11 protein-coding genes and 1 pseudogene are annotated in these 16,397 nt (G+C 42.0%); 8 read left to right on the top strand and 4 right to left on the bottom strand.

Translation table 11 applies throughout. The features are described from left to right. Nucleotides 1-122: 122 nt before the first annotated feature. Nucleotides 123-1,607, bottom strand: coding sequence for a glycerol kinase GlpK (gene glpK / locus KO530_RS12030; RefSeq protein ID WP_216048683.1), 1,485 nt, complete (start codon nucleotides 1,605-1,607; stop codon nucleotides 123-125). A 570-nt stretch (nucleotides 1,608-2,177) separates the two neighbouring features. Between glpK and leuC the strand changes: the two are divergent. From leuC to KO530_RS12015, 3 genes and pseudogenes are all read left to right on the top strand, one after another. After that, nucleotides 2,178-3,593 (top strand): annotated as a pseudogene (leuC, locus tag KO530_RS12025) (3-isopropylmalate dehydratase large subunit). A 20-nt stretch (nucleotides 3,594-3,613) separates the two neighbouring features. Beyond that, on the top strand, nucleotides 3,614-4,222 hold the full coding sequence (gene leuD / locus KO530_RS12020) for a 3-isopropylmalate dehydratase small subunit (RefSeq protein ID WP_216048682.1): 609 nt from the start codon (nucleotides 3,614-3,616) through the stop codon (nucleotides 4,220-4,222). 111 nt (nucleotides 4,223-4,333) lie between these two features. Then, nucleotides 4,334-4,993 carry a dienelactone hydrolase family protein gene (locus tag KO530_RS12015; RefSeq protein WP_216048681.1) on the top strand — a complete coding sequence of 220 codons (660 nt, stop codon included), beginning with the start codon at nucleotides 4,334-4,336 and terminating at the stop codon, nucleotides 4,991-4,993. Between the two features lie 86 nt (nucleotides 4,994-5,079). Here the strand turns inward: KO530_RS12015 and KO530_RS12010 are convergent, their stop codons facing one another. Next, entirely contained in the window at nucleotides 5,080-6,015 is a 936-nt protein-coding gene (locus tag KO530_RS12010; protein ID WP_216048680.1) for a 3-hydroxyacyl-CoA dehydrogenase NAD-binding domain-containing protein, read from the bottom strand. 370 nt (nucleotides 6,016-6,385) lie between these two features. Next, nucleotides 6,386-7,162: a hypothetical protein gene (locus KO530_RS12005; RefSeq protein WP_216048679.1), complete on the bottom strand. Its 777-nt coding sequence runs from the start codon at nucleotides 7,160-7,162 to the stop codon at nucleotides 6,386-6,388. A gap of 305 nt (nucleotides 7,163-7,467) precedes the next feature. Between KO530_RS12005 and KO530_RS12000 the strand changes: the two genes are divergently transcribed. The 5 genes from KO530_RS12000 to KO530_RS11980 all read left to right on the top strand — a co-directional run bounded on the left by KO530_RS12000 (nucleotide 7,468) and on the right by KO530_RS11980 (nucleotide 14,561). Continuing rightward, nucleotides 7,468-8,445 (top strand): LLM class flavin-dependent oxidoreductase, encoded by a 978-nt coding sequence (locus KO530_RS12000; protein WP_216048678.1) that lies wholly within the window; start codon nucleotides 7,468-7,470, stop codon nucleotides 8,443-8,445. Between the two features lie 41 nt (nucleotides 8,446-8,486). Continuing rightward, nucleotides 8,487-9,407: a glutaminase gene (locus KO530_RS11995; RefSeq protein ID WP_216048677.1), complete on the top strand. Its 921-nt coding sequence runs from the start codon at nucleotides 8,487-8,489 to the stop codon at nucleotides 9,405-9,407. A 258-nt stretch (nucleotides 9,408-9,665) separates the two neighbouring features. Continuing rightward, nucleotides 9,666-11,849: a TonB-dependent receptor family protein gene (locus tag KO530_RS11990; RefSeq protein ID WP_216048676.1), complete on the top strand. Its 2,184-nt coding sequence runs from the start codon at nucleotides 9,666-9,668 to the stop codon at nucleotides 11,847-11,849. Between the two features lie 210 nt (nucleotides 11,850-12,059). After that, entirely contained in the window at nucleotides 12,060-13,523 is a 1,464-nt protein-coding gene (locus KO530_RS11985; protein WP_216048675.1) for a carbon starvation CstA family protein, read from the top strand. A 144-nt stretch (nucleotides 13,524-13,667) separates the two neighbouring features. Beyond that, entirely contained in the window at nucleotides 13,668-14,561 is an 894-nt protein-coding gene (locus KO530_RS11980; protein WP_216048674.1) for a CPBP family intramembrane glutamic endopeptidase, read from the top strand. A 46-nt stretch (nucleotides 14,562-14,607) separates the two neighbouring features. Here the strand turns inward: KO530_RS11980 and KO530_RS11975 are convergent, their stop codons facing one another. Next, nucleotides 14,608-16,122 (bottom strand): acetyl-CoA hydrolase/transferase family protein, encoded by a 1,515-nt coding sequence (locus KO530_RS11975; protein ID WP_216048673.1) that lies wholly within the window; start codon nucleotides 16,120-16,122, stop codon nucleotides 14,608-14,610. Nucleotides 16,123-16,397 lie beyond the last annotated feature (275 nt).

Raw genomic sequence — 16,397 nt, 5'->3', positions numbered from 1 at the left:
CCAAAAACACATGAAATTAAGTGGCAAAATCACGCCCACTTAAGGATAAAAAGCGATGAGCATGGGCAATTTATTGCCTGTCTAACAGCATTAAGATGGATCTGTGTGCAAGGGTTTAGCATTCAATCACAGCGAATTCGATTCACCGCTTGTTGCCATAAAGAATAAGCATGGTCCCTTTCTTGTTTAGAGAACCTTGGCGTAAATGTGTGTTCGCATCGCCACTGTGCACTCAGTTCATCTAAAGATTTGTAGATACCCGCTTGTAATCCGGCCAAATAGGCTGCTCCTAACGCAGTGGTTTCAGTAATTTCAGGTCTATCCACCTCTGCTCCTAAGATGTCAGCTAAAAAACCCATCAACCAATCATTCTTAACCATTCCGCCGTCAACTCGAAGGTTGGTTGCGCGGGCACCATCACTTTCCATGGCTTTTTGCAGATCTTTTGATTGATAACACACTGACTGTAAACCTGCTGCGACTATTTCATTAATACCTGTATCACGGGTTAAACCTAAAATAGCTCCGCGCGCATCAGGGTCCCAATAAGGCGCACCCAAGCCAGTAAACGCCGGCACCAAAAATACACTATTGTTCGGACTGGCCATCTTCGCCAGCGATTCAGTTTCAGACGCCTCTTTGATTAGTTGCAAGCCATCGCGCAACCACTGAATCGTAGCGCCAGCCATGAAGATACTGCCTTCTAAAGCGTAAGTTGTTTCACCGTTTAACCGATAAGCGACCGTTGTTAATAGTCGATTATGAGATTTAAGCGGTGTTAAACCGGTATTCAACACCATGAAACAACCAGTGCCATAGGTTGTTTTTGCCATGCCCTTTTTAAAACAAGTTTGTCCAAACAGCGCTGCCTGTTGATCCCCTGCAACTCCTTGAATAGGGATAGCTTTGCCCAGCAATGTAGGATTCGTTTTACCAAACTCGTCAGCGCTGTCTAATACTGTTGGCAAGATTGATTGCGGGATATCGAATGTTTTTAAAAGTTGTGGATCCCATTGTTGCTTATGAATATCGAACAACATAGTGCGAGAGGCATTGGTTGCGTCTGTGTAGTGGCAGCGTCCTTTGGTCAACCGCCAAATTAAGAATGTATCAACGGTGCCAAAAGCAAGTAAACCAGATTCAGCTTTTTCGCGCGCTCCTTCTACATTGTCCAATATCCATTTAATTTTAGTTGCGCAGAAATAAGGGTCTAATAATAATCCCGTAGTGTCGGTGATATGCTCTACTAGCTGGGAATCTTCACTGAACTGCTTGCAGATCGAGGAAGTTCGCCGGTCTTGCCACACTATTGCAGGATACAGGGTTTTTCCGGTTTTTTTATCCCACACTATTGTCGTTTCTCGTTGATTGGTTATACCAATAGAAACGACTTGAGAAACGTCAATCTGTGCTTCAACAATAACGTCTTTACAGGTTTTCAGGACGCTTTGCCAAATTTCTTCAGGATCATGCTCTACCCATCCATCATCAGGATAGGATTGACTAAACTCCTGTTGCGCAATAAAGCAAGGTTTGCCATCCAATGAAAATAAAATCGCCCTTGAACTGGTAGTTCCCTGATCGATAGCCAGAATATAGTTTTGCACCGCGATTCTCCTTGGCAAAAATGGACATCGAAAAAGTACCCGATGAATGACAAACCTCTAATTTGTGCAGTCCATTAATTTTAGCGTTATAAAGTGCTTTAGCAACTTCATTGTATGCCATTTCAAAATTCAAATTGGTTGATTTGGCATACATGCCAGCACGCCAATGAAAGTAACTGCTACTCTACTCAGCTTAACGTGAATTAAATATATTATACGAAATGGACATAGCCAGATGGTACGCATTGCTACTTAAAGCGCTAAGTTTCAGGTAGACTCCATCCACAAAATTGTTTACATAACAACGGTTTCCGATAACTAGGGCGATCATCTACAGCTCCATTTGCCTATTTTCAGCCGTACTAATGAACACCAATTTAGCGCAATCTTGCCAAGTTACGGTGATGTACTCAATCCAGATAAATCGATAAAAGAAGCAATAAAAAGTCAGCAATTAACCATAGACATAGCTCAACGACCCGCTCTGCAAATTAAACAGGGTCTCTAGTCGAATGTCGCCAGTTTGCATAGTTCCTTAACCTCAGTACATTCTTTAACCGGTGATTAAAAGTGAGTAGTAAAACACTGTATGACAAAATTTGGGATAGCCACGTCGTTAAGCAAAATGAGGATGATACTTGCCTAATTTACATCGATCGTCATCTTGTTCAAGAAGTTAGCACGCCAGTTTCTTTTGCATCATTAAAGCAACGAGGTGCTAAATTACGCCAACCAGCAAAAGCATTGGCGATGGTAGATCACGTTTTACCAACCACAATACCCAGCAGCAACAACAGACAGCACATAGCAGATCCACAAGCAAAAGCGATGTTAATTGCGTTGGAAAATAACGTCGAAGATACAGGAATGCCCTACATTTCAGTAAACGATAAGCGTCAGGGGATTTTGCATATCGTGGGTCCTGAGCAAGGCTTTACATTGCCTGGCACTACTTTGGTATGCGGTGACTCTCATACCGCAACTCATGGTGCATTTGGTAGCCTAGCATTTGGAATAGGCGCAAGTGAATGTGAAAAAGTGTTCGCTACTCAATGCCTAAACCAAGTGAAAGCAAAGACCATGCGTATTACCTTCAGCGGTGAATTACCATTGCATGTTACCGCTAAGGATATGGCGCTTGCGACTATCGCTAAGTTAGGAGTTTCCGGTGGAACAGGTTATGCCATTGAATACGCTGGTGATGTGATCCGAAAAATGAGCATGGAAGCGCGCATGACGCTTTGCAATATGACAATCGAAGCCGGCGCACGTGTTGGTATGGTCGCACCTGATGAAGTGACTTTTAACTATTTGCAAAATCGTCCTATGGCCCCCAAAGACGACTTGTGGGATCAAGCAGTTAACTATTGGCGCACCTTACCAAGTGATAGCGATGCAATATTCGACGCTGAAATTGAGATCGACATTGATAACCTTGAACCTTATGTCAGTTGGGGGACCAGCCCTGAACACACCATCTCAATTAGCCATAAAATTCCACAACTTGCTGATGCTTAAGACGACTCCACTGAGGCAAATTGGAGAAAAGCCCTAGATTATATGGATATCAAAGCCAATGCTGAAATTAAAGGATTGAAGATAAACAAAGTCTTTATTGGTTCTTGTACTAATAGTCGGATTGAAGACTTGCGCGCAGCGGCCAAGGTTATCATCGGAAAAAGCGTTGCCGAAAATGTGTTGGCAATTGTAGTCCCAGGCTCAGGTGAAGTAAAAGCTCACGCGGAAGCTGAAGGCCTCGACCAAATTTTCATGGGCGCAGGTTTTGAATGGAGAGCTGCAGGCTGTTCCATGTGCGTGGCGATGAACAATGACCGACTAAAGCCGGGCGAGCGATGCGCTTCAACCTCAAATAGAAATTTTGAAGGACGCCAAGGCGTCGGCGGACGTACCCATTTAATGAGCCCAGCCATGGCAGCAGCCGCGGCAATTACGGGTGAAATAACAGACGTCCGTGAACTTATTTAATAGCATAGTAGAACTCAAATATGACAGGCTTTAAACAAATATCGGGAATCGCTGCGGCGTTGCCTGAAGACAACATAGACACTGACGTTATTTACCCTGGACGCTTCTTAACTCGTCTGAGCAAACAAGGGATGCATGAATGTTTATTTTATGATCGAAGATTTGATAGTCAGGGCCAACCAAAAGCCGACTTCGTATTAAATCAGCAAAAATTTGCTAAAACAAAGATTCTCATTGCCGGCAATAATTTTGGTTGTGGCTCAAGCAGAGAAACCGCTGTTTGGGCGCTTACAGACTATGGAATAAAGTGCGTTATCGCACAAAGTTTCGGTGAGATTTTTTATTCGAATTGTTTTAACAATATGTTATTACCCATAGTGTTATCAGAATCACAGATTAAAATATTGTTAGATAACGCAGCCCAAACAAAACCTATCACTATCGACCTTGCGACCCAGAGCATCGAAGTTGAGGGGAAGAGTAACATAACCTTTGAAATCGGAGCTGCACATAAGCAAATGTTGATCTCAGGTTTAGATGAAATATCCAGACAACTGACAATGGACATAGACGATATAAGCGCATTCGAGAATAAACAAAGCCAAACGCAACCTTGGTTATGGAACTAAGGATTTTGCTTAACTGAAATCCATAATTGCGCCGCTTTTCAATGCGGCTTAATAGTATGCACATTGGATAAATTGAGCTAAAAGTATCTAACGTTATAAAAGGTGAACGCTGTGAACAAAAATATAAATTTAACCGCTGAAGATGGCCATAAATTTACCGCCTATCTTGCCGAGCCTGAAAATCCGAAAGCGGGTTTGGTAATCATTCAGGAAATTTTCGGCATCACTGAACATCTAAAATCGGTAGCACGGGAATTTGCTGAATTGGGCTATAAAACCATAGTGCCTTCATTGTTTGACAGACTAGAGCCAGGCATTGTTCTCGATTATGCTAATGTCGAAAAAGGTGTCGAGCTGATGAGCAAATCCAAACAACAAGATATGCTAATTGATATTAAGTCTGCGATGGAAGCCGTTAAAGTAGATGGTAAAATTGCGGTGCTAGGATATTGCATGGGAGGTACTTTGGCGTACGTAAGTGCTAACGAATTATCACCAACCTGCGCGGTGAGTTATTACGGAACGGCAATTACAGATCATTTAAGCAAGCAACCTAGCTGTCCTATGCTGTTTCATTTTGGGGAAGTTGACCCTTATGTTTGCCAACAAGATATTGAATTGATTCGTGCAGCTAATCCACAACAACCTATTTATGTTTATGCCGAAGCCAATCATGGATTTTCCTGTGTTGACCGCGCTAGTTATCATCAAAAAAGTGCGGAGTTAGCATTTACCAGAACGGTCGACTTTTTGTCTAAGAACCTCGCGTAGTTAAACCCAAGTAGTGATTAAGCTCAATAAGTCGCATTGAATACAGTCGTGAAGACCATGTATTCAATGCTTGCTGTTAGGTTCATTTAGGTATTTTTGCAACCCGTCCCATCAATATGCTGGCGCAGTTTCAATAAACGTTGGTCTCTTGCTGATTGATAGTTTTCGATTTCGTTTACCGGTATTCGTTTAGCCATAACATCATGGGCCTGTGAGACTAAGTCACTATTCGGTGGATAATCTGTTTTAAGACTACCTTGCACACGTTTTAGCGCGTCTTGGAGTACATCAAAGTAACCTTCTAAACCCTTAGTCGCGTTAAGATGCCCCACTTCAAAAGGTCCCATAAGTGCCCAGCGTAAAGCCAGACCTTTAGTTAACACTTTATCGATATCTTCAACTGAACAGTATCCTTCACCAACCAAATGCATTGCTTCACCAAGTAAGGCCCACTGCAGTCGATTAAGCACAAAACCATCGATTTCTTTGTTTAATACAATCGGCGATTGGCCCAATTGCTCCATCATAGACTTAGCTTGCTGGACAACTTCAGGACTGGTCCAAGGCGATGCGCATAACTCCACCAAGGGAATAATATGTGGAGGGTTAACAGGATGAACAATAAGGCAGCGTTGCGGATAACTTACCGATGCTAAAAATTCAGAGGCCGGAATCGCTGATGTGGAGCTAGCTAATAGGCATTTTTCCGGAGCCAAATCCCCCAACGCATTAAACACTTGCACCTTCACGTTAACGTTTTCAGCCGTACTTTCTTGTACATAATCGGCATCTTCAACCGCCAACGCCATAGTTTCAGCAAGGTGCACATTAGCAAAAGCCTTTTGCACATCAAAATCTGGATCCACTGTGGTTAAGTCTTCTAGTGCTTTGCGTATAAGCGAATAGGCTTTTGCTAAAGATTCTGGATCTTTATCCCATAAACGAACTTGATAACCTGCCCGTGCAAAAGTAACAGCCCATGAACGACCAACATTACCTAGTCCAATACATGCGAATTGCATAACGATCCTTATAAAAAGAGTGCCTGTGGTAAGTGACAAAAATTGACACTAATAATCTAACAACGAATGCATTTTTGTTGGATGCCTGATTTTAAGAATCGTTGAAAATGCGAGCGTCACTATAAGGCATTCACCAACTATTTACATCTAGGTTTTATATAATCTTCTTTTTTTTCTGATACTTATACCGAAGTTAGCATTCACTTCCTCTAGTTATTTGAGACTGAAAATTGGTATTTAGCTGCATCAGTAAATGGCTAAAAGTGAGGGGTTGTCACATAATCAAATATCGATTTATAGCGATAAAAAAAGGGTCAGATTTAAATTCAATCTGACCCTTTTAGACTATTTAAAGAGTGTTTTACCAAGCTTAATTAAACAAACCTTTAAGTTTATCTTTGGCTTTCTCGGTAAGTTTGTCTTTCTCTTCATCAAGTTTTTCTTGCGCTAGTTTTTTGGCTTCTTCTGCTAACTTATTCTTTGCTTCAGATTTCGCTTTAGCAATGATGTTATCAAGCATTGCATTTACTATCGCAACACCAGCTTGGTCGGCAGGTATGCCATTGGGTTGACCAATAGGACCCGCGTTAAAGGTAGGTAAAGTAATCTCATAAGTTTTTTGCTCAATTTTAAAATCTCCCGTGGAGAGTTTTTCAAAATCGAGTTTTAAACGCACATTGCTAACCGTCACATTTTCCACAATTATTAACGGATTGGCACCTGGTTCAGTAGACGCTTGACCTTCTGATTTAGGTAGGTTGGCAGTCAAATTATTTTTAATGACCAGTAAATTTCCTTGGCCTTTTTCATCTACTTCGTACAGTACTTCTGGTGCGTTTATGCTTACAGTTTGAACGACATAAGGTTCACTTAGCACTTCGCCTAAATCTAAAGTAATGTTCTCAACACTAAACGCATCCTCATCACTAAAACCGTCTGGATTTTCAACATCTATATCGCTAATCGTCAAACGACCTTCGCCCAAGGCTAAATCGACTTTGAAAACCGATACCGGTGTGCCAAGATATTTGGAGCCTTGCTGTTCAATCTGAACACGTATAAAGTCCCCCGCACCACTTAACAAATACCAAGCGCCGCCTGCTATAAGCAGGATAATAATTGCAAAAACGATTAGTCCTTTTTTCATTAGTTTCTTCTCATGTATATTTGGTTACGGGTTATTCGCCCTCTAAACAACCACAATATCACCATTCAAATATGGATCAACTGTGAAAACGACTGAAAGCCAACGAAACGATAGCGATTCCTCCCAACAGATTACTTGCTAATTTTATCAACGCCACAGGCTTCCATCTAGCTCTATTGATTTTGCTTATTTTGAATATTATAGACAACGGCTTAGTTCTGCGCTGATATTACCATTCGCCCCCTTGTAAACGTCTTCTTGCGCCGCAATAATCCTAGTACCGATTCAATGACTAGATAATTAACATGATTCCGATTTCGATATTAGATTTGGCCACCATCGGCGAAGACAGAACCGTTTCTGACGCATTAAATATGGCTCGTACAACGGCGGTAGAAGCAGAAAAGCATAACTACAAACGATATTGGTTAGCAGAGCACCACGGAATGAAAAGTGTTGCCAGCTCGGCTACTGCAGTATTACTTGCCAATATTGGTGCAGCCACAAAATCAATTCGAATTGGAAGTGGCGGAGTTATGCTCCCTAACCATGCACCGTTAATCATTGCGGAACAATTTGGTACTTTGGCAGAGCTCTATGGCGATCGTATTGATTTAGGTTTAGGACGTGCGCCGGGAACCGACATGCAAACCCTTATGGCATTGCGACGCCAAGGTGGTTCTGGAGCTGATCAGTACCCACAAAATATTCGTGAGTTACAAAGCTATTTAGGTCCGCAAGCTCAACCTGTATTGGCAGTACCAGGCCAAGATACCAATATTCCTTTATGGTTGCTGGGATCCAGCTTATACAGTGCACAGCTAGCCGCAGAGTTTGGATTGCCTTACGCATTCGCCTCTCATTTTGCTCCTGATCAGTTAATTCAAGCTTTAGAGAGCTACCGAGGTAACTTCAAAGCAACCACTGACAACCCTAAACCCTATGCAATGGCAGGGGTAATGGCTGTGCTGGCGGATACAGAAGAAGAAGCAACTTATTTATATACTTCGGTCCAACAAAAATTTCTGCAGATGCGTACAAGTGCCAACACTCCGTTCCCTAAACCTGTAGACAAAATTCATTGGAGTATTGCTGACATGTACAATGTCGAGCACGTTCTACAATACGCATTAGTTGGAACAAAAGAATCGATAAAAGCAAAGTTGACTGACTTTATTGAAAAAACAGGCATCGACGAATTGATAGTGTCATTTCCGATTCATGATTCCGACGCTCGGTTAAAAAGCCTTAGGTTAATGGCAGAATTGCGAGATAGTATGTAAAGCAAGCAGAAAACGCCAACCGCAAATAATTGGAGATATCTTTGCAAAGTATTGTCGACGAAATTGCCGAACAAATGATGGCCATTGAAGATAAAGGTAAAGTCGCCAGCTACATTCCTCAATTAGCTAAAGTCGACCCTAATCAATTTGCCATCAGCGTGGCCTTAACCAACGGTGAAATTTACCGAGCAGGCTGCGCCGATACGTTATTTTCGATTCAAAGCGTATCCAAAGTTTTCACCTTAACACTGGCACTAGGTAAGTTAGGGGATAATATTTGGCATAGAGTGGGTAGAGAACCCTCAGGTGATCCCTTTAATTCAATCGTACAACTTGAACATGAACACGGTAAACCCCGAAACCCTTTTATCAATGCCGGTGCAATCACTATTGCAGATCTGATTATGCAAGGCCATGAACCTAAGGAAGTGTTAGCCGAAATTTTACATTTTATGCGCTATGTTGCAGATGATGACAGCATCGCTATTGATGAAAAAGTGGCAAAATCTGAATTAGAAACAGGAGCCAGAAATGCATCTCTGGCCTATTTCATGGCTTCATTTGGGCACTTTGAAAACCCTGTTGAACAAGTGCTAGGCACCTATTTCCATCACTGTTCAATTGCTATGAACACCACTCAGCTGGCAAAATCCGGCTTATTTTTAGCCAACAATGGCATTAATCCAATAACCGGCTACACGGTGGTTTCTGCACAACGAGCCAAACGTATCAACGCTTTGATGCTGATGTGCGGCCATTATGATGGCTCAGGTGAATTTGCTTTTCGAGTCGGACTACCAGGCAAGAGTGGTGTAGGCGGTGGTATTCTTGCTGTTGCCCCTGGAAATGCCTCGATTGCCGTTTGGTCACCCGGACTCGATGATATCGGTAATAGTAAACTCGGTACTATGGCATTGGAACTGCTGGCCAATAAAACCGGCTGGTCTGTCTTTGGAAAATAACCACTGAGCTAAACAATAATGCCGCGAATCACTATTCGTGAGTCGTTGAAAAAACACTAAAAATCATCATTAAAATTGATGCAAGCCCTACTTTTCACTCAATCCTATTATTAATTACAATCATTAGAATATTAAATTACAAATAGCTCTTTGCGTAATCTTGCTTTTGAGATTTGCTTAAGTAAAATGCTCGCCACTACAATGTAAATAAGAATAATTTCTATTTACATTAATATATTCATTGTCTCGGAGCTTTTAATGAACCAGCCAAACACTTTGTGCTTAAGCATAATCGCAAGTGCTTTATTAATTACATTTGATTCGGTTGCAGACGATAACGCTGTAGACACCGAAATCGAGCAAATGCATATTTTTGGTAGTAAGAATCCCATTAACACGGTACCAGGTAGCGCTCACGTAATTAGCCAAATTGAAATCGATAAGTTTAAGTACACAGATATTATGCGGTCTTTAGCCACAGTCCCTGGAGTGTATGTTCAAGAAGAAGATGGTTATGGCCTACGTCCTAATTTAGGAATGCGTGGCACCGGCCAAAACCGTTCTGAAAAAATCACTATCATGGAAGACGGCATATTAGCTGCCCCCGCACCTTATGCATCTCCGGCGGCTTATTACTTCCCGACTTCCGGTCGTATGCAAAGTGTTGAAATATTAAAAGGTAGTTCTACGGTTAAATATGGCCCACGTACCACTGGTGGTGTAATCAATATGCTCTCTCGTGAAATTCCTGAGGCAGCTTTAGCCGGTAAAGTTGATATTGCCGCCGGTCAAGATGGCTTCGGTAAAATACATGCGTATGCAGGTGGTCAAGGTGAACGTGTTGATGCAGTAGGCGAAGTTTACCGTTACCAAGCGGACGGTTTCCGCGATATCAATGGTGTTGGCGGCGACACCGGTTTTGTAAAAAACGATGTTATGACAAAAATTCGTTTCAAATCCAACAAGTCGGCTAAGTATCAACAAATTTTTGAGCTAAAACTGAAATATGCAGATGAAGTATCAGATGAAACCTACATGGGATTAACTGACGAAGACTATGCAACTACACCATTTGTGCGTTATTCAGCATCACAAAAAGATCAGATGAACACTGAGCACAAACAGATTCAGTTGAGTCACATGATTGAATTCAATCCAGATGCAGTATTAAGTACAACCGCTTACTTCAATGATTTTCACCGTAATTGGTACAAAGCGTATAGTATTGATGGTAAAAGTCTAAGCAGTGGTGGCATTCAAGCTGCCGCTGATTTTGATCAGGGTCTCAATACCGCACCAATTGAAGTTGGCGTCAAAGCTAACAATCGTGATTATTTATCACAAGGCATTCAGTCTGAACTCAATTATTACACTGAAAATCATGAGCTTGCGTTTGGCGTGCGCTACCATGAAGATGAGATGGATCGTTACCAGTGGGCTGACACATACCAATTAGATACAACCCAAATCATGACTCGTATTTCTAGTGGCGTACCAGGAACAGATTCAAACCGTATTGACAGTGCTGAAGCGTGGGCAATATTTATACAAGACCGTATCACTTTAGGTGATTTTGCAATAACCGCTGGTCTTCGCTTTGAAGATGTCACCACTAAACGCTTAGATTGGGGAAAAACTAATCCGGGTCGCAGCGGGATGGCTGATACAGATATAGAAAACAGCTTTAGCTCGATATTGCCTTCTTTATCGGCAACTTATCAAGTAACCCCCTCTCTGATTGCATTGGCGGGCATGCAAAAAGGGTTTTCACCCGCGGCACCTGGAAATGCCGATGGTCAAGAAGAAGAAAGTTGGAACTACGAAGCGGGTTTTCGTTACAACCAAAATGCATTTAACTCTGAGGCGATTGTATTTATTGGAGATTACAGCAACATGCACGGTAACTGCACTGCAGCTCAGGGTTGTGACGATGACAACATAGGTAGCCAGTACAATGCCGGGGAAGTTGAAGTTAGTGGTTTAGAGTTGAGTTTAGGTTATGAGTTTAACCAAAATAACAGTATAAGCTTCCCGGTAAGACTAGCTTATACCTACACCAGTGCAGAGTTTGGTTCAGACTTCTCATCAGACTTTGAAAGTTGGGATGACGTTCAAAAGGGTGACTCGTTAACCTACTTACCTGATGATCAGTTATATCTTTCTGTTGGTGTACTAGCCGATTCTTGGCAAGTAACACTAGCGGGTCGCTACACGTCAAAAATGCGTACTAAAGCAGGACAAGGTGCTATTCCTGCAAATGAGTTAATTGACGCTAGAACTATTATTGATTTATCGGCTCGTTACTTTATTAATGATGCATCTGAACTTTACTTAACCGTGGATAACCTACTCGACGAAACGTACATAACCACACGAGTGCATGGCTCTGTATTTGCAGGCAAACCTCAATCAGCAACCCTTGGTTATACTTACACCTTCTAATTTCGTTGTAAGTTATGCATTGTAAGGGCTAACATGGTTAGCCTTTTTTTGTTGATTAAATTCTATTAAGCGTGTTTTCCGTTTTCTGTTATGTTCGACTTTGTTATTATCTCCCACTACATTCAACCTATTATAAATTATTAAAAAATGAAGGCGGAGTGCGATCACTGTGCTCTTTTTCAAAAAACCTAAACTGAGATATTCACAGCAATGATCATCTTTTTTATTTGTATTTCTATATTGCTCCTCGGCTACAAATTCTATAGCCCATTTGTTGAAAAACAGGCCGGCATAGATCCCAATATTGCCACTCCGCAAACGCGTTTTAGCGAAGGGGTCGACTATGTTCCTGTTCACCCTGTTCGGGCGTTTTTAATTCAGTTTTTGAATATTGCCGGTGTAGGTCCAATTTTTGGCCCCATCCTTGGTGCGCTATACGGTCCAGTCGCACTGGTTTGGATTGTGTTAGGTAATGTTTTAGGTGGTGCCGTTCACGACTATTTCTCTGGAGTGATGAGCATAAAGGAAGATGGCAAAAGCTTACCGGAAATCGCGGGGCACTACTTCAACATAGTATTTAAAGGTTTAATGCTTATTTTCACCGCTATGTTACTGTTTTTTGTTGGCGTGGTTTTTATCATGAGCCCAGCAGGTTTATTGAGTAACCTAGACGCTTTCCAAGATACCTTTTTGGCCAATAATACCTTTTGGGTACTAGTAATCCTAGGCTATTACTTTCTCGCCACACTTTTGCCTATTGATAAGATCATTACCAAGTTTTACCCCATATTTGGATTATTAATGATCGTTATGACGTCTATGATTGCCATTGCGTTGTTAATCGATGCTCCCCATCTACCTATCGCTGGCGACTTCTTAGCTTATTTTGAAGCTGACCATGCTCACGACTTTTTAGCCCCTAACCCCGAAGGTTTGCCCACTTGGCCATTATTGTTTGTGACTATAACTTGTGGTGCTATCAGTGGCTTTCACTCGACACAAGCACCCATTATGGCCCGCTGTTTAACCAATGAAAAATACGTAAGACCTGTCTATTACGGCGCTATGATGTGTGAAGGCATTGTTGCTTGTGTATGGGCGTTAGCAGGTATTGCCGCTTTCCCGGAAGGCTATGCGGGTCTCAAAGCTATGCTGGATGCGGGTGGTCCAGGATTGGTGGTTAACCACATTGCAAATAGCTACTTAGGCGTATTTGGCGGTATTATGGCCATTGTTGCAGTAGCGGTGTTCCCGATCACATCGGGTGATACAGCGTTTCGCTCGTTGCGCCTAACTATTGTTGATGCGTTTAATATTCCTCAGAGCATTCGCAATCGTCTGTTACTTGCTGTGCCTATTTTGGCTATTGCTTACTTTATGACGAAACTCGATTTCACCGTAATTTGGCGTTATTTTGCGTTCTCAAATATGTTGTTGTCTACCAGCGTGTTGTGGCTGGCCACGAAATATTTGTTCGACAGAGGCACATTTCATTGGATCGCCAGTATTCCTGCTGTGATCACCACCGGAGTCACTATTTCTTACATCATGACAGCTGCAATTGGGTTTAATTTGTCTGCTGATTTGGGACGCCCAATAGGCGCTGGAGTGGTGCTAGTTGGCTTTGTTCTATTGGTGTTTATGCACAATAAATACAAAGCTGTTAAAGGATAACTAAATAATAAAACGATATTGCCGGCAATTTTAGAATAAAGTAGGACGAGATGGAACTCGTCACAGTTACCGTAAAAGAGATAAAAGAGTTTTATTCGTTAGTTTCAACTTAACCTAGCTCCATATACTCTGAAGGGATTTAAATTGCACACAAACAAGCTTTATTCTGATGTCGAGGCCAACGGATGGATCCCATGGGCAGCACTTTGTCCAATTATTGGTGCAGTATTTGTGATTGGCTCAGTATTGCCTTTCCACCTACTTCTTACCAGCTTGGGCTTTATGACCGATGAAGGTGACTTCGCTGGCACATATGGACTGTTACTTTTTCTACTTTTACCCTTCGCCCTTATGATCGCGATTGTTAGCCTGTGGACGTGTTATGTTGAGAAACGTCCGCTAGTTAGTATTGGCTTATCTATCCAAGAGGCAACCACTACCTTCCCTCGATACCTATTTTTTGGGATTGCCATGAGCGGCATAATCGTTTTTTTAATCGCGCTGGCAGGCGGTTATCAGTTAGATGCGATTTTCCCGGCGTGGTCTTCAACATCCGAACTAGGGATGATATTCCTATTGCTGATTGGCTTTTGTATACAATCAAGTGCTGAAGAGCTGTTATTTAGGGGCTGGTTACTCTCTGCTATTACCCGCAAGTCTAACCTTCTGATCGGCATTACATTGTCATCATTGCTATTTACCTTACTGCACTTTGATTCAAGTGTTGCTTGGTATGTCGCGGTGGGCTCCTTCCTGTTTTCCGTATTTGCCTGCTCATTGGTCCTCTATACAAACAATATATGGTCGGCAATGGGTTGGCATGCTGGTTGGAATTGGTTTTTCGGATGTGGTTTTGAGATCCCAATTACAGGCGTAGATGTGGATGCTGCAGCGTTAATTATTCGCTTAATTCCAACCTCTGAAGTGTGGTTAAATGGTGGCGCTGGCGGGCCTGAAAACGGCATTATTAACCTTATAATATTAGCCATTGGAATAGGTGTTTTTCAATGGCTGAGATTACGCCGAGCTAAAACCTAAAAAACCTCAATAAAGAGGTTTTTAGGTTAACGTCACAAACTAGTTGTTACATGTGACCTTCATTTTCAAAACGTTCGTGCCAGCTAAGGGCTTCGCTTAGTAAATGCGGAGTATGCATGCCTCTGCCTGAATGTAATGCTCTTTCATAATAATCTTGCAGCGCAGGACGATAACTAGGATCAGCACAATTGTTGATTATCTCTCTGGCCCGTTGACGCGGCGATAGCCCACGTAAATCTGCTAAACCGTGCTCTGTCACTATTACTTTCACATCATGTTCAGTGTGATCCACATGAGATACCATAGGCACGATAGATGAAATAGCACCATCTTTTGCAATAGATGGAGACACGAAAATAGATAGATAACCGTTACGAGCAAAATCTCCGGAGCCACCGATACCGTTCATCATTCGAGTGCCCATGATGTGGGTAGAATTCACGTTACCGTAAATATCCGCTTCGATCATGCCGTTCATTGCAATTATACCTAAACGTCGCGCCAATTCTGGATTGTTACTAATATCCTGTTGACGCAGAATAATCTTGTCGTGGTACAAATCGATATTGTCATCAAACTCTTTAAGGCCCTCTGGACTCAACGAGAATGCCGTTGCTGAGGCAACACTCAAAGTGCCGGATTTGAGCATTTTCAACATACCATCTTGAATCACTTCAGTGAATGCCGATAGGTTTTTAAACGGACCCGCATCTAAACCTTCTAAAACAGCATTAGGGATGTTTCCTACACCAGATTGAATAGGTAACAGTTCTTTTGGCAAACGACCTACTTCAATTTCCCGTTGGAAAAAATCAAGAATATGCTGAGCAATTTTCTGCGAAACCTCATCAGGTTGTTTAAACGGAGAATTTCGATCTTCCGCATGGGTTTCAACTACCGCAATCACTTTATCAGGAGGGCATTCAAAGTAGAACTCGCCAATACGGTCAGCAGGATCGGTAAGCATAATAGGTTTGCGGTTAGGCGGTAATGCCGTGCCATAATAAATATCATGCATGCCCTCAAGCTTAATATTTTGTTTGCTATTCACTTCCAGAATGATTTTATCGGCCTGTTCTATCCAGGTTTTATTGTTACCAATGGACGAGGATGGAATTAGCTTACCGTCTTCGCGTATTCCAGCAACTTCAATAAGGGCAATATTCATTTTGCCTAAAAAGCCAGACCAAGCATATTGTGACACTTCTGAAAGATGCAAATCGACATAGTCCATAGTGCCGTTGTTAATTCTATCGCGACAAATAGGATCACTTTGGAATGGCAGTCTCATTTCGATACCATCGACTTCGGCTAAAACACCATCAAGCTCAGGAGCTGTCGATGCGCCTGTCCAAAGGCTAATACGGAATGGATCATTGCCCTCTGCATTTAAGCGTTTGATACGTTCGGCTAACGCCTTCGGTACTGCTTTTGGATAACCTGCCCCTGTAAACCCACTCATGCCGATATTAGCACCTGCGGGTATCAATTCAGCGGCTTGTTCTGCACTCATAACTCGCTCTTTAAGTGTCGGACAAAGAATTCTAGAAGTTGCTGACATTATTGCTTCTCTCTTGCAGTAAATTATATCGGTTAATGTGCATATCAGAATACCAATAAAACGCCTCAAATTAACTCGTCCGAGATTAAAACGGATCTACGACTTTAGTCTTACGGGACAAAAAAGATAAATAAAAACAACAACTTAATATAATTGAAATGAACAGAGCAATAGCCTAGTGAAGTTTATATACGAAAGTCGTTTTTATAAATTTGTTAATACTGTCACCACTTAAGTTAACCAAAAGTTAACGTGATGTTTGTAGTGATGATTAG

This window comes from Aliiglaciecola lipolytica, from assembly GCF_018860635.1.
Lineage (GTDB): Bacteria > Pseudomonadota > Gammaproteobacteria > Enterobacterales > Alteromonadaceae > Aliiglaciecola > Aliiglaciecola lipolytica_A.
The sequence above is the reverse complement of the archived record's forward strand: the minus strand, read 5'-3'. Positions and strand labels throughout refer to the sequence as shown.